This is a genomic window from Sphingobium sp. SYK-6, from assembly GCF_000283515.1.
Taxonomy (GTDB): domain Bacteria; phylum Pseudomonadota; class Alphaproteobacteria; order Sphingomonadales; family Sphingomonadaceae; genus Sphingobium; species Sphingobium lignivorans.
Genome location: NC_015976.1, coordinates 2,738,912 through 2,764,781, shown reverse-complemented (window position 1 = coordinate 2,764,781; position 25,870 = coordinate 2,738,912). Strand labels below are relative to the sequence as shown.

The 25,870-nt window shown below is 67.4% G+C and carries 21 protein-coding genes; 17 read left to right on the top strand and 4 right to left on the bottom strand.

Features of this window, described 5'->3' with window-relative positions:
- Positions 1-249 precede the first annotated feature (249 nt).
- Genes SLG_RS12670 through SLG_RS12655 form a run of 4 tightly spaced genes read left to right on the top strand, consistent with a single transcriptional unit; the run spans position 250 to position 4,282 of the window.
- Positions 250-1,656, top strand: a complete 1,407-nt coding sequence (locus tag SLG_RS12670) for a circularly permuted type 2 ATP-grasp protein (RefSeq protein WP_014076876.1) — start codon at positions 250-252, stop codon at positions 1,654-1,656.
- 43 nt (positions 1,657-1,699) lie between these two features.
- The gene (locus SLG_RS12665; RefSeq protein WP_014076875.1) at positions 1,700-2,632 is read left to right on the top strand and encodes an alpha-E domain-containing protein; all 933 of its coding nucleotides are present in this window, start codon (positions 1,700-1,702) and stop codon (positions 2,630-2,632) included.
- 20 nt (positions 2,633-2,652) lie between these two features.
- Entirely contained in the window at positions 2,653-3,492 is an 840-nt protein-coding gene (locus tag SLG_RS12660; RefSeq protein WP_014076874.1) for a transglutaminase family protein, read from the top strand.
- Positions 3,493-3,544: 52 nt separating this feature from the next.
- The gene (locus SLG_RS12655) at positions 3,545-4,282 is read left to right on the top strand and encodes a peptidase (RefSeq protein WP_014076873.1); all 738 of its coding nucleotides are present in this window, start codon (positions 3,545-3,547) and stop codon (positions 4,280-4,282) included.
- Positions 4,283-4,354: 72 nt separating this feature from the next.
- Here the strand turns inward: SLG_RS12655 and katG are convergent, their stop codons facing one another.
- Positions 4,355-6,550, bottom strand: coding sequence for a catalase/peroxidase HPI (gene katG, locus SLG_RS12650; RefSeq protein ID WP_014076872.1), 2,196 nt, complete (start codon positions 6,548-6,550; stop codon positions 4,355-4,357).
- Positions 6,551-6,817: 267 nt separating this feature from the next.
- Between katG and trxB the strand changes: the two genes are divergently transcribed.
- Positions 6,818-7,780, top strand: coding sequence for a thioredoxin-disulfide reductase (gene trxB, locus SLG_RS12645; RefSeq protein ID WP_014076871.1), 963 nt, complete (start codon positions 6,818-6,820; stop codon positions 7,778-7,780).
- 286 nt (positions 7,781-8,066) lie between these two features.
- Here trxB and SLG_RS12640 read toward each other — a convergent pair whose 3' ends face one another.
- From SLG_RS12640 to SLG_RS12630, 3 genes are all read right to left on the bottom strand, one after another.
- A complete protein-coding gene (locus SLG_RS12640) occupies positions 8,067-8,366 on the bottom strand; it encodes a hypothetical protein (protein ID WP_070098790.1) in 300 nt (99 codons plus the stop codon).
- Between the two features lie 196 nt (positions 8,367-8,562).
- Positions 8,563-8,823: a phosphopantetheine-binding protein gene (locus SLG_RS12635; protein WP_041393275.1), complete on the bottom strand. Its 261-nt coding sequence runs from the start codon at positions 8,821-8,823 to the stop codon at positions 8,563-8,565.
- 99 nt (positions 8,824-8,922) lie between these two features.
- Positions 8,923-10,032 carry a GNAT family N-acetyltransferase gene (locus SLG_RS12630; protein WP_014076868.1) on the bottom strand — a complete coding sequence of 370 codons (1,110 nt, stop codon included), beginning with the start codon at positions 10,030-10,032 and terminating at the stop codon, positions 8,923-8,925.
- Between the two features lie 60 nt (positions 10,033-10,092).
- Between SLG_RS12630 and SLG_RS12625 the strand changes: the two genes are divergently transcribed.
- From SLG_RS12625 to SLG_RS12570, 12 genes are all read left to right on the top strand, one after another.
- Positions 10,093-11,628 carry an acyl-CoA ligase (AMP-forming), exosortase A system-associated gene (locus SLG_RS12625; protein WP_014076867.1) on the top strand — a complete coding sequence of 512 codons (1,536 nt, stop codon included), beginning with the start codon at positions 10,093-10,095 and terminating at the stop codon, positions 11,626-11,628.
- Between the two features lie 8 nt (positions 11,629-11,636).
- The gene (locus tag SLG_RS12620; RefSeq protein WP_041393272.1) at positions 11,637-12,872 is read left to right on the top strand and encodes a pyridoxal-dependent decarboxylase, exosortase A system-associated; all 1,236 of its coding nucleotides are present in this window, start codon (positions 11,637-11,639) and stop codon (positions 12,870-12,872) included.
- 146 nt (positions 12,873-13,018) lie between these two features.
- On the top strand, positions 13,019-13,672 hold the full coding sequence (locus tag SLG_RS12615; RefSeq protein ID WP_014076865.1) for an XrtA/PEP-CTERM system exopolysaccharide export protein: 654 nt from the start codon (positions 13,019-13,021) through the stop codon (positions 13,670-13,672).
- Between the two features lie 39 nt (positions 13,673-13,711).
- Complete coding sequence (locus tag SLG_RS12610) at positions 13,712-15,232, top strand: XrtA system polysaccharide chain length determinant (RefSeq protein ID WP_014076864.1); 1,521 nt, start codon at positions 13,712-13,714, stop codon at positions 15,230-15,232.
- Between the two features lie 17 nt (positions 15,233-15,249).
- The gene (locus SLG_RS12605; protein WP_070098789.1) at positions 15,250-16,257 is read left to right on the top strand and encodes an AAA family ATPase; all 1,008 of its coding nucleotides are present in this window, start codon (positions 15,250-15,252) and stop codon (positions 16,255-16,257) included.
- Positions 16,254-17,978 (top strand): hypothetical protein, encoded by a 1,725-nt coding sequence (locus SLG_RS12600; protein ID WP_014076862.1) that lies wholly within the window; start codon positions 16,254-16,256, stop codon positions 17,976-17,978. The genes SLG_RS12605 and SLG_RS12600 overlap by 4 nt, the downstream gene beginning before the upstream one ends.
- Before the next feature lie 23 nt (positions 17,979-18,001).
- Positions 18,002-19,177, top strand: coding sequence for an XrtA/PEP-CTERM system-associated ATPase (locus tag SLG_RS12595; RefSeq protein ID WP_014076861.1), 1,176 nt, complete (start codon positions 18,002-18,004; stop codon positions 19,175-19,177).
- A gap of 40 nt (positions 19,178-19,217) precedes the next feature.
- Positions 19,218-20,081, top strand: a complete 864-nt coding sequence (locus SLG_RS12590) for an XrtA system polysaccharide deacetylase (RefSeq protein WP_014076860.1) — start codon at positions 19,218-19,220, stop codon at positions 20,079-20,081.
- A gap of 14 nt (positions 20,082-20,095) precedes the next feature.
- Complete coding sequence (locus SLG_RS12585; protein ID WP_014076859.1) at positions 20,096-21,154, top strand: FemAB family XrtA/PEP-CTERM system-associated protein; 1,059 nt, start codon at positions 20,096-20,098, stop codon at positions 21,152-21,154.
- Positions 21,154-22,398, top strand: a complete 1,245-nt coding sequence (locus SLG_RS12580) for a TIGR03087 family PEP-CTERM/XrtA system glycosyltransferase (RefSeq protein WP_014076858.1) — start codon at positions 21,154-21,156, stop codon at positions 22,396-22,398. Before SLG_RS12585 ends, SLG_RS12580 begins: the two co-directional genes overlap by 1 nt.
- Complete coding sequence (gene xrtA, locus SLG_RS12575; RefSeq protein WP_014076857.1) at positions 22,395-23,957, top strand: exosortase A; 1,563 nt, start codon at positions 22,395-22,397, stop codon at positions 23,955-23,957. Before SLG_RS12580 ends, xrtA begins: the two co-directional genes overlap by 4 nt.
- A gap of 11 nt (positions 23,958-23,968) precedes the next feature.
- A complete protein-coding gene (locus tag SLG_RS12570) occupies positions 23,969-25,867 on the top strand; it encodes an XrtA/PEP-CTERM system amidotransferase (RefSeq protein ID WP_014076856.1) in 1,899 nt (632 codons plus the stop codon).
- Positions 25,868-25,870 lie beyond the last annotated feature (3 nt).

The window sequence follows — 25,870 nt, the reverse complement described above, 5'->3', positions numbered from 1 at the left end:
AGCATCATGGGTGAAAATGCCCCGAAAAGGCCGTCACGTCCAGCAATAATCGAACAAGGTCGCGAAATCTTTTTCATCACCGCCCGAGCACGCGCCACGGCAGGGCATCAGGGCCCTGTAAGGCTCAAGGACGCAAAAAGAGGTGCGGCGTCGGGCCAGCGGCAAGGCAGGTGATTTTTCGGCTTGATTTTGGAAATGGCGCGCGCACTATGCTGCGATGCACAATGAGGCCGAGAAAAACAAAAGCCTATGACCTTTTCCGAGATGCTGGGCGACGCCGGGGAAATTCGGGACTGCTATGCGGTCATCCAGCAATGGGTGGAGGAAACAGGAATAGAGGGGCTGCATCGCAGGCTCGGCGAAGCAGAAGCGATCTTCCGGCGCATCGGCATCACTTTCGCGGTCTATGGGGAGGGCGGTGACCCCGAACGCCTGATCCCGTTCGATCTCCTGCCGCGCATTTTCACGGCGATGGAATGGCAGCGGCTCGAAGCGGGGATTCGCCAGCGGGCGGCGGCGCTCAACGCCTTCCTGCTCGATGTCTACAATCGCGGCGAGATCATCCGTGCCGGGATCGTTCCGGCCGACATTGTGTATCAGAACAAGGCCTACAAGCCCGAGATGGCCGGCTTCACGCCGCCCGGCCGGGTCTACAGCCACATCGTCGGCATCGACATCGTGCGCACGGGCCTGTCCGATTTCATGGTGCTGGAGGACAATTGCCGGACGCCGTCCGGTGTCTCCTACATGCTCGAGAACCGCGAGATCATGACGCGCATGTTCCCCGAGCTGTTCGCGCTGGAACGCGTGGCACCGGTGGACGATTATCCCAGCCAGCTCCTCAAGTCTCTCCAGGAAGTCGCGCCGCCCGCCTGCAAGGACAAGCCCCAGGTCGTCGTCCTGACGCCGGGGGCGTTCAACAGCGCTTATTATGAACACAGCTATCTCGCCGATCTCATGGGCGTGGAGCTGGTGGAGCCGGCCGATCTCTTCGTGGACGAAGGGCTCGTCTACATGAAGACGACGTCCGGGCCGCGCCGGGTGGACGTCATCTACCGGCGCATCGACGATGATTTCCTCGATCCGCTGGCTTTCCGGCCGGACAGCATGCTGGGCGTGCCCGGACTCTTCAATGCCTATCGCGGCGGTGGCGTCACGCTCTGCTCGGCGCCCGGCGCGGGCATTGCGGACGACAAGGCCGTCTATGTCTATGTGCCCGAGATGATCCGCTTCTACCTCGGCGAAACGGCGATCCTCCAGAATGTGCCGACATGGCAGTGCGGCCTGCCGGACCATTATGCCTATGTCATGGACCATCTGCCCGAGCTTGTGGTGAAGGAAGTCCATGGCTCGGGCGGCTATGGGATGCTCATCGGCCCGCAGGCTACCGCACAGGAAGTCGCGACCTATGCCGAACGGATCCGCGCCAATCCCGCCGAGTTCATTGCGCAGCCCACGCTCGACCTGTCCACATCGCCGACGCTGGGGCCATCCGGGCTGGTGCAGCGCCATGTCGATTTCCGGCCCTATTGCCTCGTCGGCAAGGAGATCCGGCTGGTACCGGGCGGCCTGACCCGCGTGGCCCTGGCGGAAGGGTCGCTGGTCGTCAATTCAAGTCAGGGCGGCGGGGTCAAGGATACCTGGGTGCTGCGATGAAGGGTGGTGGGATGACGGGTGCTGCGATGACGGAGGGCTGCCCATGCTGAGCCGCACCGCCGAGAATCTTTTCTGGATGGCGCGTTACATGGAGCGCGCCGAGTCCACGGCGCGACTGCTCACCATGGGCCAGCGCATGGCGATCCTGCCCGCCGCGACCATGCGCGACGAATGGCGGTCCGTCGTCCGCGTCACCGGCTGCGAGGATGCCTTTGGCAAGGATGCGATCATCCGCGAGAGCGATATCGTCGAACATCTGATGCTCGACCCGGACAATCCCGCGTCGATCCGCTCATGCCTCGCCCGGGCGCGGCAGAACGGCAAGTCGGTGCGCACGGCGCTCACGCAGGAGATGTGGGAGTCGCTGAACGAGGGCTGGCGCAAGCTGGAGACCTATGGCGTTGCCGATGCCCGTCGCGACTTCGCCGAACTGGTCGACTGGGTGAAGAACCGGGCGATGATGTTCCGCGGCGCCACGGAAAGCAGTCACTTGCGCAACGAGGGCCACGATTTCCTGCGCGCCGGGGGGGCGCTGGAGCGGGCGCAGATGACGTTGCGGCTGCTGGACGTCAAATATTATGTCCTTCTGCCGGAAACCGAAGTCGTCGGGGGGCATCGCGACCATTATCAGTGGACGTCCGTGCTGCATGCGCTGTCGGGCAGCCGGGCCTATCACCATGTCTATGGCGGCTCCTACTCGCCCTGGCAGATCACCGATTTCCTGATGCTCAACCGGCAGTTTCCTCGCAGCGTCCTCTACTGCTTCGACCAGCTTGCCTATCGGCTCCAGCGGCTGGCGCACTGGCACGGGCAGCGTACGCCGGCGAACCTGCGCGGCGAGGAGATGGTGGAAGCCCTGGCCCAGACGAGCAGCGGCGCGATCTTCGAAAAAGGCTTGCATGAGACGATCCAGAGCAAGATCGTCCAGTGCAACATGCTTGGGCAGGAAATCGCCGAAGCTTATCATTTCGGTTGAACCGGAAAGACGACGACATCATGCGGATCAGCATCCGTCACGAAACGCGATATGACTATGCCGAGCCGGCGGCAGGCGTGGTCATGCGCCTGTGTCTCGCGCCCGCAAGCAGCAATGCGCAGGTGGTCGAGCGCTGGGCGGTCAGCGTCAATGGAGAGCCTGTCGAGCGCTGGATAAGCAACGGGCATGGCGATGCCGAGGCGGTGTGGCGCGCGCCGGGCAGGGTCGAGTCGGTCGTCATCCTCGCGGAAGGGACAGTGCGCACGAGCGACACGGCCGGCGTGCTCAAGCCGAGCGGCGGCGAATTGCGTCCCCGCCTGTTCCTGCGGCCGACGCCGCTGACCGCGGCGGACGAGGCGATCGCGGCGTTCGCCGAGCGGGCGCGCAGTCCCGATGGCCCGCTTGCCAGCCTCCACGCCCTTTGCCAGCTCGTGCATGAGGACATCGCCTGGCGCGCGGACAGCACGACTGTCGACACCGTGGCGGCCGAGGCTTTCGCCCAGCGGGCCGGCGTATGCCAGGACCAGTCCCACATCTTCATTGCGGCAGCGCGCAGCCTCGGCATTCCGGCGCGCTATGTCGTGGGCTATCTGCGCGATCCTGAGCGGCCGGACGGCGAACATGACCCGCATGCCTGGGCCGAGGCCTTCGTGGAGGGGCTGGGCTGGATCGGCTTTGATCCTGCTCTCGGCCATTGCCCGGTGGAAGGCCATGTCCGCCTTTGCTGTGGCCTTGATGCCGCAGATGCCGCACCAATTCGCGGCGTCATGCTGCCGGTGGCTGAAACCAAATTGTCGCATGACGTTCTGATTGCCAGTCTGCCGCCGGACGACGCCGCACAGGCGCAGACGCAGCAGTGAGTCGCGGTCCTGCCGGCCCATGCCGCCGGGATAGCGGAAGAAGGGAAGTTCAATGACCTATTGCGTGGCCTTGCGGGTCGAGGCCGGCCTCGTGATGCTCTCGGATACGAGGACCAATGCGGGGCTCGATAATATCGGCATGTTCCGCAAGACCTTCACTTACGAAAAGCCCGGCGAGCGGGCGATCGCCCTTCTTTGCTCGGGAAACCTGTCCGTTACGCAGGAAGTCCGCACCAAGCTTTCGCGCGCCATGAAGGATTCCGTGGAGGATCCGGAGATCGAGACATTGCTCAATTGCGCGACCATGCATCGGGTCGCGCATCTGGTCGGCGATGCCATGAAGACCGTGCAGAAGGAAATGCGCACCGGCATGAGCGCGAGCAATGTCTCGCTCGGCGCTTCCATTCTCGTCTGCGGCCAGCGCAAGGGCGGCAAGCTGCGCCTCTATATGGTTTATTCCGAGGGCAATTTCATCGAGGCGACAGCGGATACCCCTTTCTTCCAGATCGGCGAGCACAAATATGGCAAGCCGATCCTGGACCGGATGATCCGGCCGAACACTTCACTGTCGGATGCCGCGAAGGCCGTCTGCGTGTCGATGGACTCGACCTTGCGGTCCAATCTGTCGGTCGGCATGCCGCTCGATCTCAGCATCATTCCGCGCGACAGCTATAAATTCAGCCTGCGCCGCAGGATCGAGGCGAACGACCCTGAATTCTCGCAGATTTCCAGCGAGTGGGGCGCGGTCCTCAAGGCCGGATTCGATTCGCTGCCGTCCCTGATCGACTGACGTCCTCCCCCCTTCGCCGTGGGAGCGAGGGGGGAGGCGCCGGTCGGCATCGGAGCTGCCCGGTGCCGACCGTCAGGCTGCCAGGTCGAAGCGATCTGCGTTCATCACTTTGGTCCAGGCCTTCACGAAGTCGGCGACGAATTTCTCGCCCGCGTCAGCCGCGGCATAGACTTCGGTGAGCGCCCGCAACTGCGAGTTGGACCCGAACACCAGATCGGTGCGAGTTGCGGTCCAGCGTTCTTCGTCGGTGGCGCGGTCCGTGCCGACGAACACCTCATCGCCGCGATCATCGACCTGCTTCCAGGCCGTGCCCATGTCCAGCAGGTTCACGAAGAAGTCGTTGGTGAGCTGTTCGGGGCGGTCGGTCAGGACGCCATGCGGCGCGTTGCCATGGTTCGCCCCCAGCACACGCAGCCCGCCGACCAGCACGGTCATTTCCGGGGCACTCAGTCCCAGAAGCTGTGCGCGGTCGATCAGAAGCTCCTCGGTGGGGACGCTGAAGCGGGTCGAGAGATAATTGCGGAAGCCCTCGGCCTTGGGTTCGAGCGGCTCGAAGCTGTGCACATCGGTCTGCTCCTGCGTGGCATCGCCCCGCCCGGAGGTGAAGGGCACGGTCACGTCATGACCCGCAGCCCTGGCCGCCTGCTCGATGCCCACGGAGCCGCCCAGCACGATCAGATCCGCCATGCTCACCGTGCCGTCGAAACCAGCCTTGATGTCCTCATAGACTGCGAGGACCTTTGCCAGCTCGGCCGGCTCGTTGACGGCCCAGTCCTTTTGTGGCGCGAGACGGATGCGCGCGCCATTGGCGCCGCCGCGCTTGTCCGATCCGCGGAACGTCGCTGCCGAGGCCCAGGCCGTCTTCACCAGCTGGCCGATGCTGAGGCCAGAGCTTGCGATCCGCGCCTTGAGCGTCGCAACGTCGGCGTCGCTCAGCGGTGCGCCGGCGGGCACGGGGTCCTGCCAGATCAGGTCCTCGTCCGGCACCTCGGGGCCCAGATAGCGGGCTTTCGGCCCCATGTCGCGATGGGTGAGCTTGAACCATGCGCGAGCGAAGGCATCGGCGAACAGCGCGGGATCGGCATGGAAGCGCTCGGAAATCTTGCGGTATTCCGGGTCCATCTTGAAGGCCATGTCGGCTGTCGTCATCATCGTGGGCAGGCGCTTGGCGGGATTGTGGGCGCCCGGTGCCATGTCTTCCGGCTTCTGGTTGATCGGCTGCCATTGCCACGCGCCCGCCGGGCTCTTCACCAGCTCATAATCATAGTCGAGCAGCATGCGGAAATAGTTCATGGACCAGCGGATGGGCGTGGGCGTCCAGGCGCCTTCCAGTCCGCTGGTGATGGTGTCGTCGCCCATTCCGCTGCCATGGCCGCTTTGCCAGCCAAGCCCCTGCATGGCGATGTCCGCGCCTTCGGGCTCCAGCCCGACCTTGGATGCATCGCCGGCACCATGGCACTTGCCGAAGGTGTGGCCGCCCGCGGTCAGCGCGACGGTTTCCTCATCGTTCATGGCCATACGGGCAAAGGTCTCGCGGATGTCGCGGGCGGAGAGCAGGGGATCGGGCTTGCCGCCCGGGCCTTCGGGATTGACGTAGATGAGGCCCATCTGGATCGCGGCGAGGGGATTTTCCAGCGCACGGCCCGACTCCTCCTCGATGCGGGTTGCGCCCAGCCACTCCTCCTCGGTGCCCCAGTAGATGTCCTTCGCCGGTTCGTAGACGTCCTCGCGTCCCCCGCCGAAGCCGAAGACCGGGCCACCCATCGATTCGATAGCCACATTGCCGGCCAGGATGAGGAGGTCCGCCCAGGAGAGCTGCCGTCCATATTTCTGCTTGATCGGCCACAACAGGCGCCGGGCCTTGTCGAGATTGGCATTGTCCGGCCAGCTGTTGAGCGGGGCGAAGCGCTGCGAGCCCGAGGAGGCGCCCCCGCGCCCGTCGCCGGTGCGATAGGTGCCGGCGCTGTGCCAGGCCATGCGAATGAAGAAGGGGCCGTAATGGCCATAGTCCGCCGGCCACCAGGGCTGGCTGTCGGTCATCAGAGCTGTGAGGTCTCTTTTGAGCGCCTGATAGTCGATCGCCTGGAATTCCTTCGCATAGTCGAAGTCATCGCCCATCGGATTACCGCTGAGCCCATTTTGCTGCAGAATATCGAGCGAGAGCTGGTTGGGCCACCAGTCCCGATTCGTACGGCCCAGCAGGTTGCGCAGGGCGGCCAGTTCCTTGGACGGGTCGCTCAGGGGACTTCCGCTTGTCTTGGCATCCATGGCTGACTCCTCTCGCCTTGTTCTGAAGAATGAACGGAGGATACGCGTGCCGCACGGGCTTGGAAAACGATCTCCATCGGTCAGAGATATTTGAAGGATCGATTTGGCGGCTCGGGCTGGCCGGCATAGACAGGCCGCGCGGAGATGACCGGCCAGCCGGGCGCCTCTTGCGATTATGACGGAATTTCCTAAGTGCAGGCCTGTCCCGCCCGCTCTCCAGCGGATCGGAAGCGCCATCCAGCTCCAGCAGAAAGAGTCGACCCCGATATGACCGCCACGCACAGTTCCCGCATGATCATCCTCGGGTCCGGCCCGGCCGGTCTTTCGGCCGCCATCTATGCCGCGCGCGCCGGCATGGCACCGATCGTCGTGCAGGGAATCCAGCCGGGCGGCCAGCTCACGATCACCACCGACGTCGAGAATTATCCGGGGTTCCGGGATGTCATCCAGGGGCCGTGGCTGATGGAGGAGATGCAGGCGCAAGCCGAGCATGTCGGCGCGCAGATGATGTACGACCAGATTGTCGATGTCGATCTGTCCCGGCGTCCCTTCAAGCTGACCGGCGACGGTGGCACGGAATATTATGGCGACACGCTGGTCATCGCGACCGGCGCGCAGGCCAAGTGGCTGGGGCTCGAAAGCGAACATCTGCTGCAGGGCAAAGGCGTTTCGGCCTGCGCGACCTGCGACGGCTTCTTCTATCGCGGCAAGAAGGTGGTGGTGATCGGTGGCGGGAACACCGCCGTCGAGGAAGCGCTCTATCTCACCAACCACAGCCATGACGTGACGCTGATCCATCGCCGCGATTCGTTTCGTGCGGAGAAGATCCTGCAGGATCGCCTGTTCGCGCACCCGAACATCAAGGTGCTGTGGAACAAGGCCGTCGAGCGCTTCGTCGGTGAAGGTGATCCGGAAGGGCTTGTCGGCGTCGATCTGGTCGACACGGTGACCGGAGAGAAGAGCCACGAAAAGGCCGACGGGGCCTTCGTCGCCATCGGGCACAAGCCCGCGACCGAGCTGTTCGACGGCAAGCTGCCGTTGGACGAGGGTTATCTGGTCGTGGAGAAGGGCACCAGCCGGACCAGCATTCCCGGCGTGTTCGCGGCAGGCGACGTGACCGACAAGGTCTATCGCCAGGCCGTCACGGCGGCGGGGATGGGATGCATGGCTGCCCTGGATGCGGAACGCTTCCTGGCCGAAGCGGATTTCGAGGCAATGGCCCACGCCTGAGCCTTTGGCCGGGCGGCGCGCTCAAGCGCTGGCGGGCGAGATCCGGGTCCGGGAGGTCATGCGATAAGCCGGACAGTTTCGCGGCGCTCCTTGAGGCGCGAACGCGGAGCGCGACGGCGATGTGTCGCCGCATGCCCATGGCAGGGAAACGTCTATATTTCCGTGCTTTCGCCGGTGCGGCGCCTGCCGCTCGGGCTTATGCGAAAAACTGCGGACATGAAAAAAGGGCTGATCTGTCCGGACATTCCAGGACAGATCAGCCCTTTTGAATTCTGGCTCGGTCCGATCAGTCGGCGCGCGATGCGACGGTGACGCTCGGCGTGGCCTGGCCCTTGGCTTCCGCAACACTGAAGGCGACCGGAATGCCATTGGCGGTGCCGGTCACCTGATCGCCCGAGACGACCAGACGGAACGACGAGCCGGGGGTGGCACGGCCGGTGATGACGCGCTTGGTCTCGCCGATTGCCTTGACGCTGTAGACGTAGCTGACGCCGTCATGGACGAACTTGACGGGTTCGTCGTTCGCAAGTGCGGGAGAAACGAGCGAAAGAGAGAGTGCCGTTGCGGCGATAGAGAGAGTTTTCACGAACAAACTCCTTTGTGAGGTTGACAAAAGAGCCGTCCAGCATCCTGTTTTGTTTTGCAGTGTGAAATTGTTGCATTGCGAATGAATCAGCAACCGCAAAAGCCGGAATCGCGATTGCACTTTTTGCATTCGCACAGGCGCGAAGGGGGTAGGGCGCGTTGCCGGTCCCGGGGTATTGGCTAGCGGTGGCCTATATTCAGCCCAGTTTTGCGTCGAGTTTGCGCGCCAGAAGGGTGTGCAGGCCGCCGAAGGTCTCGAAGCTTTCCATATCGATATCATCGTCGTCGATGATGATGGAAAGCCGGTCCTCGAGGTCCGTGAGCAAGGTGGCCACCGCCATGGAGTCGAGCTCCGGCAGCGCGCCGAACAGGGGGGTCTGCGCATCGAAGGCGGCCACGCGCGCCTCGTCCAGCCCCAGTGCCTCGGCAAGCGAGCGGCGCAATGCGGTATCGGCCATGGAATCCCGGGCGTGCGTCGTGCCGCTGGTCTCGTTCATGCGCATGGCGGCGCCCCTAGCGGCTTCCAGCCGCTTTGAAAAGCGCCGAACCGCTCGCGCTCAGGGAGGCCAGGCCGCGTCCAGTGCCGCACGCCGGCCGCTGGGCGGGCCGCTCTGACGTGCATGGCTGCCGGTGGGCTGGGACAGGGCCGAGAGCCATGTCGCGAAGGCCGGCCGCCAGCTCGCGGCATGACGAAGGTCGAAGGCGTCGATCTGCCACATGGGCACGGTCTCCGGCATCCAGGCGGCCTTGTAGCCATTGTCGCCCGTGCCGAAATCGATGCGGGTGGCATGATCGAGATCGATGGCCTGCCGGAACATGGCGTGGCTGAGCTGGGTGCCGGGCGAGGCATCGGCGAAGCGTTCATCGAAGGCGAGCTTGTGAATGTAGGCGCAGCCCTGCTCGACAGTCCATAATTCCACGGCGGCGGGTGCGCCATCCAGCCATGCCACGCCGAGCCGCAGCCGGCCGCCCTCGGCTTCCGCCTGCGCGAAGGCGCGAAGGAAAGCGAAGTCGTCGCCCTCGGGCTTCCAGCTGGCGGCGAATACGGACTCGAAGATGGACCAGAGGCCCTCATCCAGCCTGTGGTGGATGTCCACCACGACCGGCCGCTGCCTCGCCTTGCGCCGGAAGGTGGACCGGAGCGAGCCCGGACGGGCAGCCCAATAGGCATCGAACCGCATGCCGGGGGCGAGATGGAGCATCCGCTTATGGGCCATGACGCGGGGGATCACGCGCCAGCCTGCGGTCCGGAGAGCATCGCTCAGCAAGGCACGGTCACTCCCTCCCTCGTCCGTGATCGGATGGAAGCGCAGATGCGGGGTGACGCCGCGCAGCCGGGCGGCAAGCGCGCTCAGCAGGCGCAGCCGGGTCTCCCGCAAAGGTGCGCTCACGAACTGCGGGCGGAACAGGAAGCTGTACCAGTTGGTGATGCCGTCGACCGGGCCGTCCTGTCCGCCGGTCAGGAAGAGCCATGCCATCGCGGATCCGGCCTTCGCGCACAGGATAAGGGGCGTGGCCTCGGGAAAGGCGCTGGCGTGGAGCGCCTCGAACCAGCCGAGCCGATCGAACGGGCCGGGCTGGGCCGCTCCGTCCAATGCGCCGCCCGCCGCCGCCCGCGCGTGCGCGAAGCTGCTGAAGAGGCTCACATGGATGGTGTCGTTCGTCATGGCGCGGTTCCGCGCGACACCTATCCCCAAAAGTCCATCGATCATGTTAATGGGCCAGCGATGATCCCACCTCTCGACCATCTTCCCCGTTGCGGACGGCCCGATGCACCCGCGCTGGCCGGGAAATTCGGCGTGATCGACTATGCCGGGCTGGACGCCATGACCGGCCGGCTCGCCCATTGGCTGGCGGGGCATGGCTTCCCCGGCGGGAGCCGGATCGCCGCCTGGCTGCCGAAAGGCGTGGCGACGGTGGTCCTGCCGCTCGCGGCGGCGCGCGCGGGCTTCGTCTATGTGCCGGTCAATCCGCTGCTCAGGCGCGCGCAGGTGGCGCATATCCTGGCCGACAGCGAGGCCGCGATGCTTGTCTCGGCGCCGGCCCGCCTCGCGACGCTGGAGCCGGGCGATACGCCGCCGGGCCTTCTTGTGGTCGAGGAAGGCGCTCTGGAAGCTGTCATGGGCCGGGACGGCGCGCCTGCCTTGCCGCCCGGCGATGCGCCACCGGACCGGCTTGTCGAGATCCTCTACACGTCCGGTTCGACGGGGCGCCCCAAGGGCGTGATGCTGAGCCACGCCAATCTCATGATCGGCGCGCGGGCCGTGGCCACGTATCTCGGCCTTGCGGCGCAGGATCGCACGCTCGCCGTGCTGCCGCTCAGTTTCGATTACGGCCAGAACCAGCTCTTCTCCACATGGTGGGCGGGCGGGTGCGTCGTGCCGCTGGATTATCTGCTGCCGCGCGAGGTGGTGAAGGCCATCGGGACTCATCGGATCACGACGCTCGCGGGCGTGCCGCCGCTCTGGACGCAGCTTGTCGAGACGGCATGGCCGACCGAAGCGGTGCAATCCCTGCGCAGGATCACCAACAGCGGCGGCGCGCTGACCCGGCCGCTCATCGCCCGGCTGCGCGAGACGTTCCCCGAGGTGGACATTTTCGCGATGTATGGGCTGACCGAGGCTTTCCGCTCCACATTCCTGCCCCCTGCCATGCTGGCGGACCATCCCGACAGCATCGGCCGCGCGATCCCGGACGCGGAAGTGCTGGTGGTGCGGCCGGATGGCACGCTCGCGGCGGACGAGGAGCCGGGCGAGCTGGTCCATTGCGGTCCGCTGGTGGCGCAGGGCTACTGGCGCGACGCGGCACGTACGGCGGAGCGCTTCCGTCCCGCACCGGCGACTTCGCGCTATGGCGGCATGGCGGTGTGGTCCGGCGACACGGTGGTGCGGGATCGGGACGGGCTGCTGCGCTTCGTCGGGCGGGACGATGCCATGATCAAGAGCGCGGGCAATCGCATCAGCCCCAGCGAGATCGAGGAAGCGGCGCTCGCCGTCTCGGGCGTGGCGGAAGCCTGCGCGCTCGGGCGACCGGATGAGCGGCTGGGGCAGGCGATCGTGCTGTTCCTGCGCGGCGAGGCTTCGCTTTGCGCGGAGGATCAGGCGGCGCTCGTGGACCGGGTGCGGGGCGCCTTGCGGCAGCTCCTGCCGACATTCATGCAACCGGCGGACATCCTTCGTCTCGAAGCGATGCCGCGTAATCCGAACGGCAAGATTGACCGTGTGGCGCTGGCCGCCCTGGCGCAGGGAGGGGAAGGGGCATGACCATGAAAGTGAAGCCGATGGGCCCGATCCCGCCCGGCTTCCAGAGCGAGCAGGGCATGCTGCTGATTGGCGGGCGTGGCGCGGCGGCGCTGGTCGACGAGGCGGGCGACACGCCCCTGTTCGCTTATGATGCCGGGATGATCCGCGCGCGCATCGCGGCGCTGCGCGAGGTGATGCCGCACGGTGTCGATCTCCATTATGCCATGAAGGCAAATCCCTTCCCGCCGCTGCTCGCATTGATGGCGGGACTGGTGGATGGCTTCGACATCGCGTCCTCTGGCGAGCTGTCGCTGGCGCTGGGCGCCCATGTCGCAGGCGAGCGGATCAGCTTTGCCGGGCCCGGCAAGCAGGACCGGGAACTGGAAGCCGCCATTGCGGCGGGCGTCGCCATCAATCTGGAATCGGAAGGGGAAGCGGCGCGCGCCCTTGCCATCGGCCAGCGGCTTGGCGTGCGGCCGCGCCTCGCGGTGCGGGTCAACCCGGATTTCGAACTCAAGGGATCGGGCATGCGCATGGGGGGCGGCGCCCGGCCCTTCGGCGTGGATGCCGACAGGGCAGCGGCGCTGGCCCGTCATGTGATCGCGCAAGGCGCGCTCTGGCGGGGCTGGCACATCTTCGCGGGCTCCCAGTCGCTCGATGCAGAGGCGATCATCGCAGCCCAGTCCCAGACTGTCGCGCTTGCCGCGCGCCTCTCCGAAGAGGTCGGCGCGGCCCCGCCGCTGGTGAATCTGGGGGGCGGCTTCGGCGTCCCCTACTTCCCCGGCGACATGCCCCTCGACATCGGCCTGATCGGCACGGCGCTGGGCGAGACGCTGGAAAGCCGGCCCGCCATTCTTGCCGAGAGCCGCTTCGCGCTGGAACTGGGCCGCTATCTGGTCGCGGAGGCGGGCGTGTATCTGACGCGCGTGGTGGACGTGAAAACCAGCCATGGCGAGCGGTTCGCGGTCGTTGACGGGGGCCTGCATCATCAGCTTGCGGCGAGCGGCAATTTCGGCACGGTGGTGCGGCGCAATTATCCGCTCGCGATCGCCAATCGCTTCGATGGGCCGATCTGCGCCGAGCCTCTCACGGTCATCGGCTGCCTCTGCACGCCGCTCGACCGACTGGGCGATTCCCTTGCCCTGCCGCCGGTGGAGCCGGGCGATCTGGTGGCGGTTTTCCTCGCGGGGGCCTATGGCGCCAGCGCCAGTCCTTCCGCTTTTCTGGGGCATGCGCCGGCCATGGAATTGCTGGTGGAGGACTGAGGCGCGTCCGGGCCCGGGCGGGTGGGGGCATTCCTAACGCTATCTTCACGGTTTTTCGACATAGCCGGAGCCTGCGGGCAGCGGCGCCTCGGGGCCTTGCGCGCGCCGTTCCGCTTCCTTGCGGTGTTGAAGAGAAAGTGATCTGCATGCGCTTCAAGCGAACTTTCATCGCGGCTTCGCTGCTGGGCCTCGCCCTGCCTGCGCTCCTGACCGGATGCGCTGCGGGCGGCGCATCGTCGGGCGCCGAGCTGCCGCCGGCCGCCTTCGTCTCGACAAGCGAGGGGCCGGGCGAGGAATATGTGATCGGGCCGCTCGACGAGCTGACGATCTTCGTCTGGCGCAATGCGGAACTGGGCGCGAAAGTGCAGGTGCGCCCGGACGGACGCATCACCACGCCGCTCATCTCGGACATGCCCGCCGTGGGCAAGACGCCCGCCATGCTTGCGGACGACATCAAGATCCAGCTCTCGCAATATATCGAGAATCCGATCGTCTCGGTGATCGTCAACAATTTCGCCGGCACCTATTCGCAGCAGATCCGCATCGTCGGCGCCACGGAAAAGCCGGCCTCGCTGCCTTACCGGGCCAACATGACATTGCTCGATGCCATGATCGCGGTCGGTGGCCTGTCCGAATATGCGGCGGGCAACAGGGCGCGCCTCATCCGCTATGATCGCGAGAGCGGCCGGCAGAAGGAATATAAGGTGCGCCTCGGCGACCTGCTCAAGCGCGGCGATTCCCGCGCCAATGTGCGGCTGGCGCCGGGCGACGTCATCATCATTCCCGAGAGCATGTTCTAGGAGCGGCGCCATGGCGCGGCGCGGGGGTATCGAACCGGCATGAACAATCTTTACGAAGAACTGCAGATCATCCTCCACGGCATCTGGCAGCGGCGCTGGGTCGCGCTGTCGGTTGCGTGGGGCGTATGCCTGCTGGGCTGGCTTGCCGTCGCGCTCGTGCCCAATGTCTATCAGTCGCGCGCGCGGGTGTTCGTCCAGATGGACTCGGTGCTACCCGGCAGCCTCAACGACTCGCCGCTCGACCAGCAGAAGGCACTGGATCAGGTGCGCCAGACGATGACCAGCGCCGAGGTGCTGGACCGTGTGGTGCGCAACACCGATCTGGGTGCCGGTGCGGTCAGCGATCGCGACATCGGCGCGAAAGTCGGCCTGCTGCGGCAGAATGTGCAGGTCCTTTCCCAGCAGGACAATCTCTTCGAGATCACCGCCAACTGGTCGGACCGGGCGCTCGGCGCCGGCGAGAATGCGCGTATGGCGGCGCAGGTCGTGGCGGGGCTCATCCAGGCCTTCCAGGAAACCAACGCAGCGGGCGGCATTGCCGATGCCAGCCATTCGCTCAAGTTCCTCGATGCGCAGATCGCGGCGCGCGCGAAGGAGTTGGAGAGCACCGAGCAGAAGCGCGTCGCCTTCGAGCAGCAGCATCTGGGCTCGGTGCCCGGCGGCGGATCGATCAGTGCCCGGGCCGAGGCGATGCGCGCGGAAGTCTCGCAGATCGACTCGCAACTGGTGTCCGCGCGCAGTGCGCTGGCGGGCATCAATGGACAGCTTGCGGGCACGCCGGCCGACATCGTCTCGGCGGTCGGGCCGACCGGCGGCCTTTCGGCGCTGGCGCAGGCCGAGGGACAGCTCGCCTCCGCGCGTGCGCAGGGCTGGACGGACAATCACCCCGACGTCGTGGCGCTCAAGCGGCAGATCGAGACCCTGCGCAAGCTGGGCAGCGGCGCTGCCGGCGGCACGCGGACGCCCAACCCGGCCTATCTTTCGCTGAGGGCGATGCAGGCCGAACGCGGCTCGACCGTCTCCGCGCTGCAGGCGCGCAAGGCGCAGCTGGAGGGCGATCTCAACGCGCTCACGCGCAAGCAGATCGACGAGCCCGGCCTTGCCGCCGAGCAGGACCGGCTCAATCGCGACTATGATGCGGTGAAGCAGCAATATGACAAGCTGCTGGCGGACCGGGAAGCGGTCCGGCTGCGCGGGGATGTGCAGAGCGAAGGCGGCGCCTTCAAGTTCCGCGTCATCGATCCGCCGTCGCTTTCGCCGATCCCGGCCTCGCCGAACCGGCCGCTGCTGCTGTTCGCCGTGCTGGTCACGGGCATCGGCGCCGGCATTGCCGCGGCGTTCGCGCTCAGCCAGATCCGCACGACCTACCCCACCACGGGGCGGCTGGAGAAAGCGACGGGCCTGCCGGTGATCGGCGGCATCTCGGAAGTCGAGACGCCGGCGCGGGCGCAGCGCATCCGGCAGCATGCCCGCTGGTTCTATGCGGGGTGCGGCGGGCTGGGGGCGATGTGCTTCGTCCTGCTCGCCGTCGAGTTCATCCAGCGCGGCATGAGCGCGTGAGCGGGAGCGAGAAGGACATGACTGGCCCATCCGCCGAACGGAAGCCGCCCTCGCTCCTTGAGCGCGCCGCCGATCATTTCGATCTCGCGGCGGCCTTGCAGAGCGTCACGCCCCATGCCGTCGTGCCCGGTGCCGGGGCGGCACCGGCGCCCGCCGAGAGCGATGCCGCAGCTGATCCGTTGCCCGAGCCGGCGGTCGCCAATGCCACGGCAGCCGCGCCGCACATCGACGGTCCGGCGCCGCTTCAGTCGGCCGAGGCGCTGACGCCGCCGGTGCCCGTCTGGTCCGGCATGCGCCATGCGATCGATCGGGACCGGCTCGAAGCGCTGGGCATCATCCTGCCGGATGGCGAAATCACCGGCACGGGCGAGGAATTCCGCATCGTCAAGCGCCGGGTCCTCGCCGCCGCCTTCGACAGCGAGACCGGCGCCACCAAGGGACGCGGAAACTTCGTGCTCGTCAATTCCGCGCATCCGGGCGAAGGCAAGACCTGGTGCGCCATCAATCTGGCGATGTCGCTGGCCGCCGAACAGGACATGGACGTGCTTCTGGTCGATGCCGATTTCGGCAAGCCGGAGCTGTGCGAATTGCTGGGTCTCCCGGAAGGCCCCGGCTTCATGGATGCGCTGGTCGATCCGCAGATGCCGATCGGCCAGTCGATCTTGCGCACGGACGTCCCCTCGCTGAGCGTGCTGCCGGCCGGGCGCCATGTCCGCAACGATACGGAATTCCTCGCCTCGGGCCGGACGCGGCAGGTGATGGACCGGCTGGTGGCGGACAATGCCCGCCGCATCGTGATCTTCGATTCGCCGCCTGCGCTGGCGGCCTCGCTCGCCTCCGAGCTGGCACGCCATGTCGGCCAGACCGTGATGGTCGTGCGCGCCGATCGCACGAGCGAGGCGGCGCTGCGCGATGCGGTGAACCTCATCGGCCAGTGCCCCCTCATCCGGCTGCTGCTCAATGGCGTCAAATTCTCGTCCAGTGGCCGCCAGTTCGGCACTTATTACGGAAAGGCCGCGTCATGACGCTTGCGTGCCGGGGGAACCTCGCCGGCCTCGCGGCCGCGCTTGCCTGCGCGATGTCCGCAACGCCGCTGCAGGCGCAGATGGGCGGCCTGCTCGGAGACAGCGACGTGACGGCGGGGCAGGGGGGCTCGGCAACGCCCTCGGCCGCTCGCGAGGGGCGCGGCGACCGCAAGTCCCGCAAGTCCCGCCGCGATATCGCCATCTCGCCTTATCTGGAAGTGGACCAGACGGCGATCTGGAACCTCAAGGGCGGCGACGGCGACACAGTCACTTATACGAGCGTGGCGGCCGGCGTCACGGCCTCGATCGAGACGGCCAATGCCGCGCTGGGTGCGGACGTGCGCTACGAGCATCAGTTCGCATGGGGCGGCGGGCGGACCGACCAGGATATCCTGAGCGGCATCGTGAATGGCCGCATCGACGCGGTGCGCAATGTGCTCAGCATCGAGGCGGGCGCGCTGGCGACCCGGGTGCGGGCGGATGGCTATATCGGCGCCAACACGACGCTGGCGGACGTGACGAACACGGCGCATACCTATTCCGCCTATATCGGCCCCAATCTCTCGGTGCCGGTGGGCGACCTCACGGTGACCGGCGCCTATCGCCTCGGCTATAACCGGGTGGACACGGATTTCGGCGCCGCAGCGGCCGTCGGCGCGCCCGTCGCGGGCTATTTCGACGAGAGCTGGCTGCATGTCGCCAATGCCGCGGTGGGGATGCAGCCCGGCGTGCTGCCCGTGGGCTGGTCGCTCGGCGTTGGCTGGATCCGCGAGGATGCCTCGCAGCTCGACCAGCGCTTCGACGACAAATATGCGCGGGCCGACATCACGGTGCCGATTTCGCCCACGGTCGCGCTGGTCGGCGGCGTCGGCTACGAGAAGATCGAGATCAGCAATCGCGATGCCCTGCGCGATGCCAATGGCGTGCCGGTTCGTGACGAGAATGGCCGTTTCGTGACCGATTCCGCGTCGCCACGGCGCCTCTCCTACGATCAGGACGGGATCATCTGGGATGCCGGCGTGCTCTGGCGCCCCAATCCGCGCCTGGAAGCGGAACTGCGCGTGGGCCATCGCTACGGCTCGATGAGCTATACCGGCAGCCTTGCCTGGCGCGGGCGCAACACGGCGGTGAATGTCGTGCTGTTCGACAGCGTGGATAGTTTCGGCCGCGCGCTCAACGGCGCGCTCGCCAATATCGGCACGGACTTCTACGTGGTGCGCAATCCTTTCTCGGGTGACCTGACCGGCTGCGCCTTCGGCGATGCGCAGGCGGGCGGCGCCTGCTTCACGGATACGCTCACCGGCATCACCAGCGCGAACTTCCGCAATCGCGGGGTGGTGGCGCAGATCGCCCGGCGCGCCGATGCCTGGACGGTCAGCGCGGCGGCGGGCTATGCGCACCGCAAGTTCATCAGCGACGGCCAATCGGTGCTGGCGCCGGCCAACGGGCTTGCCGACCAGAATTATTTCGCCATGCTGGGCGCCTCGCGGGCTTATGGCTCGGATGCGGCCTTCGACGTCATGGGCTATGTCAATTATTTCGACTCCGGCACGCCGGGGATCGGCGATGTCACCAATATCGGCGCCAATGTCGGCTATCGGCGCATGATCTGGCGGCGTCTCAGCGCCTCGGCCGCGATCGGCATCGATTCGATCGATACCCAGGCGCAGCAATCCTTCATCTCGTTGCTTGCCCAGATCGGGCTGCGGTATCAGTTCTGAGCGTCCTTCCGGAGACTTCGATCATGTACGAAAAATATTATCGCTTCACCGGACGGCCCTTCCAGCTCACGCCGGACCCGGCTTTCTATTTCGAGAGCGCCACGCATCGCAAGGCGATGTCCTATCTCGGCTATGGCCTCGCGCAGGGCGAGGGCTTCATCGTCATCACCGGCGACATCGGCGCGGGCAAGACCACGCTGGTCGGCCATCTCATGGCCACCATCGATCCGCAGCGGCTCACCGCGGTCAAGATCGTCTCGACGCAGGTCGAGGGCGACGACATGCTGCGTCTGGCTGCCCAGGCCTTCGGCATCGCCACCGATCATGTCGAAAAGGCGCATGTCCTGAGCCGCATCGAGGCGTTCCTCCATCATCAGGCCCGTGCCGGCCGGCGGACGCTGCTGGTGGTGGACGAGGCGCAGAATCTCTCCCCCACGGCGCTGGAAGAGCTGCGCATGCTCAGCAATTTCCAGCTCGGCGGCCAGTCGCTGCTGCAGATCTTCCTGCTCGGCCAGCCCGAGTTCCGCGAGCGCATCTCGGGCTCGGAAGGGCTCGAGCAGCTGCGCCAGCGGATCATCGCCACCCATCATCTCGACCCCATGCAGCCCGAGGAAGTCGGCCCCTATATCGAGCATCGCCTCAAGGTGGTGGGCTGGACGGGCAATCCGCGCTTCACGAGCGATGCGCATTCCCTGCTGGCGCAGGCCAGCGGCTGCGTGCCCCGGCGCCTCAACGCGCTGGTGAGCCGCGTGCTGCTGCTCGGCGCGATCGACCAGCTCGACATCATCGACGAGCGGGTGGTGGAGGCCGTCGTCGCTGATCTCGGCAATGATTTCGCGGCGCCGGACAGCGAGACGCCGCCCGCCACGCAAGCCGCGCGCGCGGCGCTGATGGCCGAGGCGGAAGAGGGCAACGAAGCGGCCGATGTCGATCATCTGCGCGAACTGCAAAGCGAGGTCGAGACGCTGAACGCGGCGATTGCCCGGGGCGAGCGACATCGCGATCCTGCCATGTCGCCGCAGGAAACGCGCCTCCCCGAGGCGGCGGAAGAGCGGATCGCCGAGCTCGAGGCCCGGCTCGCCAGCGCCGAGCAGCGGCTGGACGAACAGGACGAAGTGCTGCGCCGCATCCTCTCCAAACTCATCGAATGGGTGGAGCGGGACGCGCGCAACGGGCCGTTCACGAGCCGAGTCGCCTGAGAGGCAGTCATCAACCGATCTCGCATGGGGGAAAGAGCCGGTGCTCAATGGGTTGTCGGTCGACATTGAGGACTGGTTTCAGGTCGGGGCATTCGAGCGGTGCATCGATCGCGCCGCCTGGGACGGATGCGAAAGCCGGATCGAGCGCAACAGCGAGGCCGTGCTGGAGATGTTCGCGCAGGCGGGTGTGGTCGGCACCTTCTTCACGCTCGGCTGGGTCGCGGAGCGCTTCCCGCGGCTGATCCGGCGCGTGGTCGATGCTGGCCATGAACTGGCCAGCCATGGCTATGACCACAAGCGCGTGTTCCTGATGAGCCCGGACGAATTCCGCGCGGACCTCGCCAGAGCGCGCGACCTGCTGGAGCAGGCCGGCGGCGTGGCGGTCACCGGCTATCGCGCGCCGAGCTTCTCCATCGATGCCCGCACGCCCTGGGCGCACCCCATCCTCGCCGAGGCCGGCTATGCCTATTCGAGCAGCGTCGCGCCGATCGTGCATGATCATTATGGCTGGCCGCAGGCGCCGCGCTTCTCCTTCCTGCCGGTGCCGGGTAGCTATCTGGTCGAGCTGCCGGTGACGACGGCGCGCCTTGGCGGGCGCATCGTGCCGGCCGGGGGCGGGGGCTTCTTCCGCCTGCTGCCCTACGGCTTTTCCCGCTGGGCGCTCCGGCAGGTGACGCAGCGGGACGGGCGCCCGGCGATCCTCTATTTCCACCCCTGGGAAATCGATCCCGGCCAGCCGCGCGTCGCCTCGGCGCCCTTGCGCTCGCGCCTGCGGCACTACACCAATCTCGGCGCGATGGCCGGCAAGCTGCGCCGCCTGCTGAACGATTTCCAGTGGGCGCGGATCGACGGGCTGGTGGCGGCGGAGCGGGCGCGGGCCGTGCCGTTCCCGCCCGCGTCTTGAGGGCTGGCCTATCCATGGCGGGCAGCGTCCCCATATATGAGATCGATCCCGACGATCCGCGCGCCCGGGCGGCGCTGGAGCGCTGGATCGCCGGGCGCGCCGATGCGACGCCCTTTCACCGGCCCGCCTGGATCAGCGCGGTGGCGCGGGGCACGGGACAGCAGGCGATCATGCTGGTCGCCGGGGACATATCGGGCACGCCGGCGGGCATCCTGCCGCTCAATCTCATCCACAGCCCGCTGTTCGGCCGCGCGCTGGTCTCTTCCGGCTTCGCAGTCGATGGCGGCATCCTGGCGGACGATCCGGCGGTTGCCGCCGCGCTGGCCGATGCAGCGGTGCGCCTTGCCGCGCGCCGGGTCTGCCCCACGGTGGAACTGCGCGGCGGTCCTTCGCCGGGCCCGGGCTGGCACACCAGCGCGAATGCCTATCTCGGCTTCGTGCGCCCGCTCGCGACGGACGATCAGGCGGAGCTCGACGCCATTCCCCGCAAGCATCGCGCGGAAGTGCGCAAGGGGCTGGCGAATGACCTCGATATCCGCTTCGGCCGGGATGCGGCGTTCCGTGATCCCTTCTATGCGCTCTATTGCCGCAGCGTCCACAATCTGGGCACGCCTGTCTTCCCCCGCGCGATGTTCGACGAAGTGCTGGACGCCTTTGGCGAGGATGCCGAGATCGTGCTCGTCTCCGGGCAGGGGCAACCGCTCTCGGCGGTGCTGGCGCTATATCATGGCGACCGGATCATGCCCTATTGGCAAGGCGCGGACCGGGATGCGCGCCTCGCCCGCGCCAATGAAGTCGCCTATTTCGCGCTGATGCGCCGGGGACGCGAGCGCGGCTGCGCGCAGTTCGATTTCGGCCGGTCCAAGGTCGGCACCGGGACGGCGGCCTACAAGAAGAACTGGGGCTTCGAGGGCGTGCCGCTGGCTTATCATATCCATGCCGCGCCGGGGCATGAGGCGCGCGACATCAATCCGCTCTCGCCGCAATATCGGCGCAAGGTGGCGCTGTGGAAAGCGCTGCCGCCTGCCATCGCGGACCGGCTCGGGCCACTGATCGCGCGGGGGCTCGGCTGATGGACGACAGCGGGCGCGGCGAGATCCTGTTCCTCAGCCATCGCATTCCCTGGCCGCCGGACCGGGGCGACAAGATCCGCTCGCATCATGAGCTGCGCGCGCTGGCGGCGCTGGCGCCGGTGCATGTCGGCTGCTTCGCGGACGATGCGCGGGACGAGAGCTTCGCGCCGGAAATGGCCAATCTCACCGCCAGCCAGTGCGTGGTGCGGCGGCCGGGTGGCCGGGCGAAGGCGGCCCTGCGCGGACTGGCGCGGCGCGCGCCCCTGTCCGTCTCGCTGTTCGAAAGCGCACAGATGCGCGACTGGGTGCGGCAGGTGCTGGCGGAGCGGCCGATCCGCGCGGTGTTCGCCTTCTCCGGACAAGTGGCCCAATATGCGCGCGACCTGCCGCCCGGTTGCCGCTTCGTGATGGATTTCGTGGATGTCGATTCGGCCAAGTTCGCGGCTTATGGCGCGGCGGAGCGGGGGGCGATGGCGTGGATCCACCGGCGTGAGGGGCGCCTGCTTGCCGCTTATGAGCGGGAAGTCGCCGCGCGGGCGGACGTCTCGCTATTCGTCTCCGATGCCGAGGCGCGCCTGTTCCGCGAGGGCGCGGCGCTGCCGCCGGAGCGGGTGCGCGCGCTGGAGAACGGCGTCGACACGGCCTATTTCGATCCGGCGAAGGTCTCGCCGATCGCTCTCAACGCGCTGCCGGTGACCGGGCCGCTGATCGTCTTCACCGGCCAGATGGATTACCGGCCCAATATCGAGGCCGTGATCGACTTCGCGCGCCACGGCTTTCCCGCCATCCGGCAGGCTGACGAGACGGCGCAGTTCGCGGTGGTGGGGCGCGATCCCACCGCCGAGATACGGGCGCTGGCGGACCTGCCGGGGCTGATCGTGACCGGCGCCGTGCCGGACGTGCGGCCATGGCTCGCCGCCGCGCAAGTCGTCGTCGTGCCGCTGCAGCTGGCGCGCGGGATCCAGAACAAGGTGCTGGAAGCGATGGCGATGGGCCGCGCGGTCGTGGCCTCGGCCCCGGCGGCGGAAGGCATCGACGCGATCGACGGGCGCGACCTGCTGGTTGCGTCGGGACCGGATGCGCTGGCCGCGCTCGTGCTGGGCCTGCTGGCCGACCCCGCGCGCCGGGCAGCGCTGGGCGCTGCTGCCCGCGCCCGCGTGCAGGCGCGCTATGGCTGGGCGGCCGCGATGGCGCCGCTGGAAGACATGCTCTTCGGCGACCGGCAGACCGGCGCGGCGGCATGAACATGAGACCGGCCTTCCAGCACATGCGGGCGCCGCAGGTCATCCGGCAGAGCGGCGAATGGCGCGCCGCTCTGGTGCGGCTGGCGGTGCTCGGCGTGCTGTTCGCGCTGCTCTTCCATGCCGACATCATCGACATGGTGCAGGTGTGGCTGCGCAGCAGTTCCTACGGGCATTGCGTGTTCCTTCCCTTCATCATCGGCTGGCTGGTGCGGCAGCGCGTCCCGGCGCTCCGGCAGCTCGAGGCGGTCGGCTGGTGGCCCGCGCTGGCGTGGCTGGGGCTGGGCGCGTTCGCCTGGCTGCTCGGCTGGGCGGGCGGCGTGGCGCTGTTCCGCCATGCCGCTTTGGTGGTGATGGCGCAGGGCATCGTGCTGACGGTGCTTGGGCCCGCGGTCGGCCGCGCGCTGGCCTTCCCGCTGTTCTATGCGCTGTTCATGATCCCGTTCGGCACCGAGGCCGAGCCGGTGCTGCAGATTCTCACCGCCCGCATGGCGATCGGCCTGCTCTGGCTGGCGGGCGTGCCGGCGGAGATATCGGGCATCTTCATCACCACGCCCAATGCCTATTTCCGCGTGGCCGAAGCGTGCAGCGGCACCGGATTCCTCATCGCCATGGCCGCCTTCTCCACGCTGGTGGCGCATCTCTGCTTTCGCAGCACATTGCGCCGGCTGCTTTTCGTGGCGGGGGCGCTGGCGATCTGCCTGCTGGCGAATGGCGTGCGCGCCTTCGGCATCATGCTGGTCGCCTATCACAGCAGCGTGGATGCCGCCGTAGTGGTGGACCATGTGTTCTATGGCTGGCTCTTCTTCGCGCTGGTGCTGGTGCTGGTGCTGGTGGCGGGTCGGCCGTTCTTCGACCGGGCGCCGTCAGATCCGTGGTTCGATCCGGCCCGGCTGCAGGGTGCGGCGGGCGCGCCAAGGGCCAGCGCCGCCATTCTGCCGGCGGCTGCGCTGGCGATGCTCGCGCCAGTGGGCTGGGCGAGCGCCAGCAGCGCGCTCTCGACCGCGCTGCCGCCCGTCACCACGCCGCCGCAAGTCGCGGGCTGGACGCAGGAGCGCCTGCCGCTGCTGCCGCGCTGGGACCCGCATTACCGGGGCGCCGACCGCATCGTGATGACTCATTATCGCGACGGGGCGGACCGCGTCGTCGACCTCGCGCTGGTGTTCTTCGCCTGGCAGGAGGACGGGAAGGAACTGGTCGGCTTCGGCCAGGGGGCCGTCGCGCCGGAAGACGAAGGCGGGGACTGGGCCTGGGAATCGCCCGCCCGCGCGCCGGACCGGGCACGGGGCGACATGCTTGCCGGACCCAAGCCGCAACGGCGCCTCGTCCACACATATTATCGCGTCGGCGGCCAGCTCACCGGACAGGCCGGGCGCGTCAAGCTGGAGACGCTCAAGGCAAGGCTGCTCGGGCGCGACCAGCGCGCGATGGCGATCCTGCTCAGCACGCCGGTCCCGCCCGGCCCGCAGGGAGAGGCTCAGGCGCAGCGGGCGCTGGCCGATTTCACGAAGGCGCTCGGGCCGATCGAAGATTTGGCTGACCGCAGCCTCGCGATCCGCTAGGCGCGCAGCTCATGTGCGGCATCGCAGGCATCTTTCACGTCGGGACGGCCAAGCCGGTCGAGGAAGCGCGCGTGCGCGCCATGCTCGCGCCGATGGAGCATCGCGGGCCGGACGGATCGGGCCTGTGGATGGGGCCCGGCATCGGGCTGGGGCATCTGCGCCTCTCCATCATCGATCTGGGCGGCGGCGCGCAGCCCATGGCGACGAGCGAGGGCGACATCGTCGTCACCTTCAATGGCGAGATCTACAATTTCGCGGAACTGCGCCGCGAGCTGGAAGAACGCGGCCATGTGTTCCGTACGCAGAGCGACACCGAAGTCATCCTGCATGGCTGGCGGCAATGGGGCGAGCAATGCGTCGATCGCCTCAACGGCATGTTCGCCTTCGCGCTGTACGACCTGCGCACGCAATCGCTGTGGCTGGTGCGCGACCGGTTCGGCGTGAAGCCGCTCCATTATGCCTCGCTGGCCGATGGCAGCCTGATCTTCGCCTCGGAACTCAAGGGCCTGCTCGCGCATCCCGGCCTGCGGCGCGAGCCGGAGCTGACCGCCGTCGAGGACTATCTGGCCTATGGCTATGTGCCGGACGACAGTTGCATCGTGAAAGGCGTCAAGAAGCTCGCGGCGGGCGAGCATCTGCTGGCGGTGCGGGGGCGCCCGCTGCCCGCGCCGCGCCGCTACTGGGACATCAGCTTCGCCGATCGCGAGACCGCGCGGCCTGAGGTGCTGGAAGAGACATTGCGGGAGAAGCTGCGTGACGCCGTCCGCTCGCGGATGGTGGCCGACGTGCCGCTCGGCGCTTTCCTTTCCGGCGGCGTGGACAGCAGCGCGGTGGTCGCGCTGATGGCGGAAAACAGCCGGCAGCCGGTCCGGACCTGCACCATTGGCTTCGACGTCGCCGCGCTGGACGAGACCGCGCATGCCGAGCGCGTTGCCCGGCGCTTCGGCACCGATCATCGCAGCCGGATCGTCTCGCCCGACGATTTTTCGCTGATCGACCGGATCGCCGACCATTTCGACGAGCCGTTCGCGGATGCCTCGGCCCTGCCGACCTTCCGGGTCTGCGAGCTGGCGCGCGAGACCGTCACCGTCGCGCTGTCCGGCGACGGGGCGGACGAGGCCTTCGCCGGCTATCGGCGCCACCTGTTCCAGCATCGCGAGGAAATGGCGCGGCGCGTCCTGCCTGCGGGCGTCCGCCGCGCGGTGTTCGGATCGCTGGGCGCGATCTATCCCAAGGCGGACTGGGCGCCGCGCTTCCTGCGCGCCCGCACCACGCTGCAGGCGCTCGCGGCCGACGGGGCGGAGGCCTATGCCGCATCGGTGGGTGTGACGCCCGCGCCGCTGCGCGCCGCGCTTTTCACCGATCTCGCCCGGTCAGGCCTGCAGGGCCATCGCGCCGAGGACCGCTATGTGGCCGCCATGCGGAATGCGCCGGCACGCGACGCCATCGACCGGGCGCAATATGCGGACATCAAGATCTGGCTGCCGGGCGACATCCTCACCAAGACCGACCGCATGAGCATGGCCGTGAGCCTGGAAGCGCGCGAGCCGATGCTCGACCATCGGCTGGTCGAGTTCGCGGCGCGCCTGCCGGTCCGCCAGCGCATTCGCGGGCGCTCGGGCAAATATCTGCTCAAGAAGAGCATGGAGGACCGGCTGCCGCTGGACCTGCTCTACCGGCCCAAAATGGGCTTTTCGACGCCGGTCAGCGAATGGTTCCGGGGTGCGCTCGCGGGCGAGGCGCGGGCGATCGCGGGCGGATCCGCCCTTGCGCGGACAGAATGGTTCGACATGCGCCGGATCGGTCGCCTCGCCGAGACGCATCGCAGCGGCCTGAGCGATCATGGACGCCTGCTCTGGCAGCTGGTCATGCTCGACAAGGCGCTGGGCCGGCTCTTCGGGCTCGGCTGACCG

What these genes read in the sequence shown, in the direction of transcription:
- SLG_RS12670 (WP_014076876.1), top strand. Translation starts at nt 250, where the DNA reads ATGACCTTTTCCGAGATGCTGGGCGACGCCGGGGAAATTCGGGACTGC.
- SLG_RS12665 (WP_014076875.1), top strand. Translation starts at nt 1,700, where the DNA reads ATGCTGAGCCGCACCGCCGAGAATCTTTTCTGGATGGCGCGTTACATG.
- SLG_RS12660 (WP_014076874.1), top strand. Translation starts at nt 2,653, where the DNA reads ATGCGGATCAGCATCCGTCACGAAACGCGATATGACTATGCCGAGCCG.
- SLG_RS12655 (WP_014076873.1), top strand. Translation starts at nt 3,545, where the DNA reads ATGACCTATTGCGTGGCCTTGCGGGTCGAGGCCGGCCTCGTGATGCTC.
- katG (WP_014076872.1), bottom strand. Translation starts at nt 6,550, where the DNA reads ATGGATGCCAAGACAAGCGGAAGTCCCCTGAGCGACCCGTCCAAGGAA.
- trxB (WP_014076871.1), top strand. Translation starts at nt 6,818, where the DNA reads ATGACCGCCACGCACAGTTCCCGCATGATCATCCTCGGGTCCGGCCCG.
- SLG_RS12635 (WP_041393275.1), bottom strand. Translation starts at nt 8,823, where the DNA reads ATGGCCGATACCGCATTGCGCCGCTCGCTTGCCGAGGCACTGGGGCTG.
- SLG_RS12630 (WP_014076868.1), bottom strand. Translation starts at nt 10,032, where the DNA reads ATGACGAACGACACCATCCATGTGAGCCTCTTCAGCAGCTTCGCGCAC.
- SLG_RS12625 (WP_014076867.1), top strand. Translation starts at nt 10,093, where the DNA reads ATGATCCCACCTCTCGACCATCTTCCCCGTTGCGGACGGCCCGATGCA.
- SLG_RS12615 (WP_014076865.1), top strand. Translation starts at nt 13,019, where the DNA reads ATGCGCTTCAAGCGAACTTTCATCGCGGCTTCGCTGCTGGGCCTCGCC.
- SLG_RS12610 (WP_014076864.1), top strand. Translation starts at nt 13,712, where the DNA reads ATGAACAATCTTTACGAAGAACTGCAGATCATCCTCCACGGCATCTGG.
- SLG_RS12605 (WP_070098789.1), top strand. Translation starts at nt 15,250, where the DNA reads ATGACTGGCCCATCCGCCGAACGGAAGCCGCCCTCGCTCCTTGAGCGC.
- SLG_RS12600 (WP_014076862.1), top strand. Translation starts at nt 16,254, where the DNA reads ATGACGCTTGCGTGCCGGGGGAACCTCGCCGGCCTCGCGGCCGCGCTT.
- SLG_RS12595 (WP_014076861.1), top strand. Translation starts at nt 18,002, where the DNA reads ATGTACGAAAAATATTATCGCTTCACCGGACGGCCCTTCCAGCTCACG.
- SLG_RS12585 (WP_014076859.1), top strand. Translation starts at nt 20,096, where the DNA reads ATGGCGGGCAGCGTCCCCATATATGAGATCGATCCCGACGATCCGCGC.
- SLG_RS12580 (WP_014076858.1), top strand. Translation starts at nt 21,154, where the DNA reads ATGGACGACAGCGGGCGCGGCGAGATCCTGTTCCTCAGCCATCGCATT.
- xrtA (WP_014076857.1), top strand. Translation starts at nt 22,395, where the DNA reads ATGAACATGAGACCGGCCTTCCAGCACATGCGGGCGCCGCAGGTCATC.
- SLG_RS12570 (WP_014076856.1), top strand. Translation starts at nt 23,969, where the DNA reads ATGTGCGGCATCGCAGGCATCTTTCACGTCGGGACGGCCAAGCCGGTC.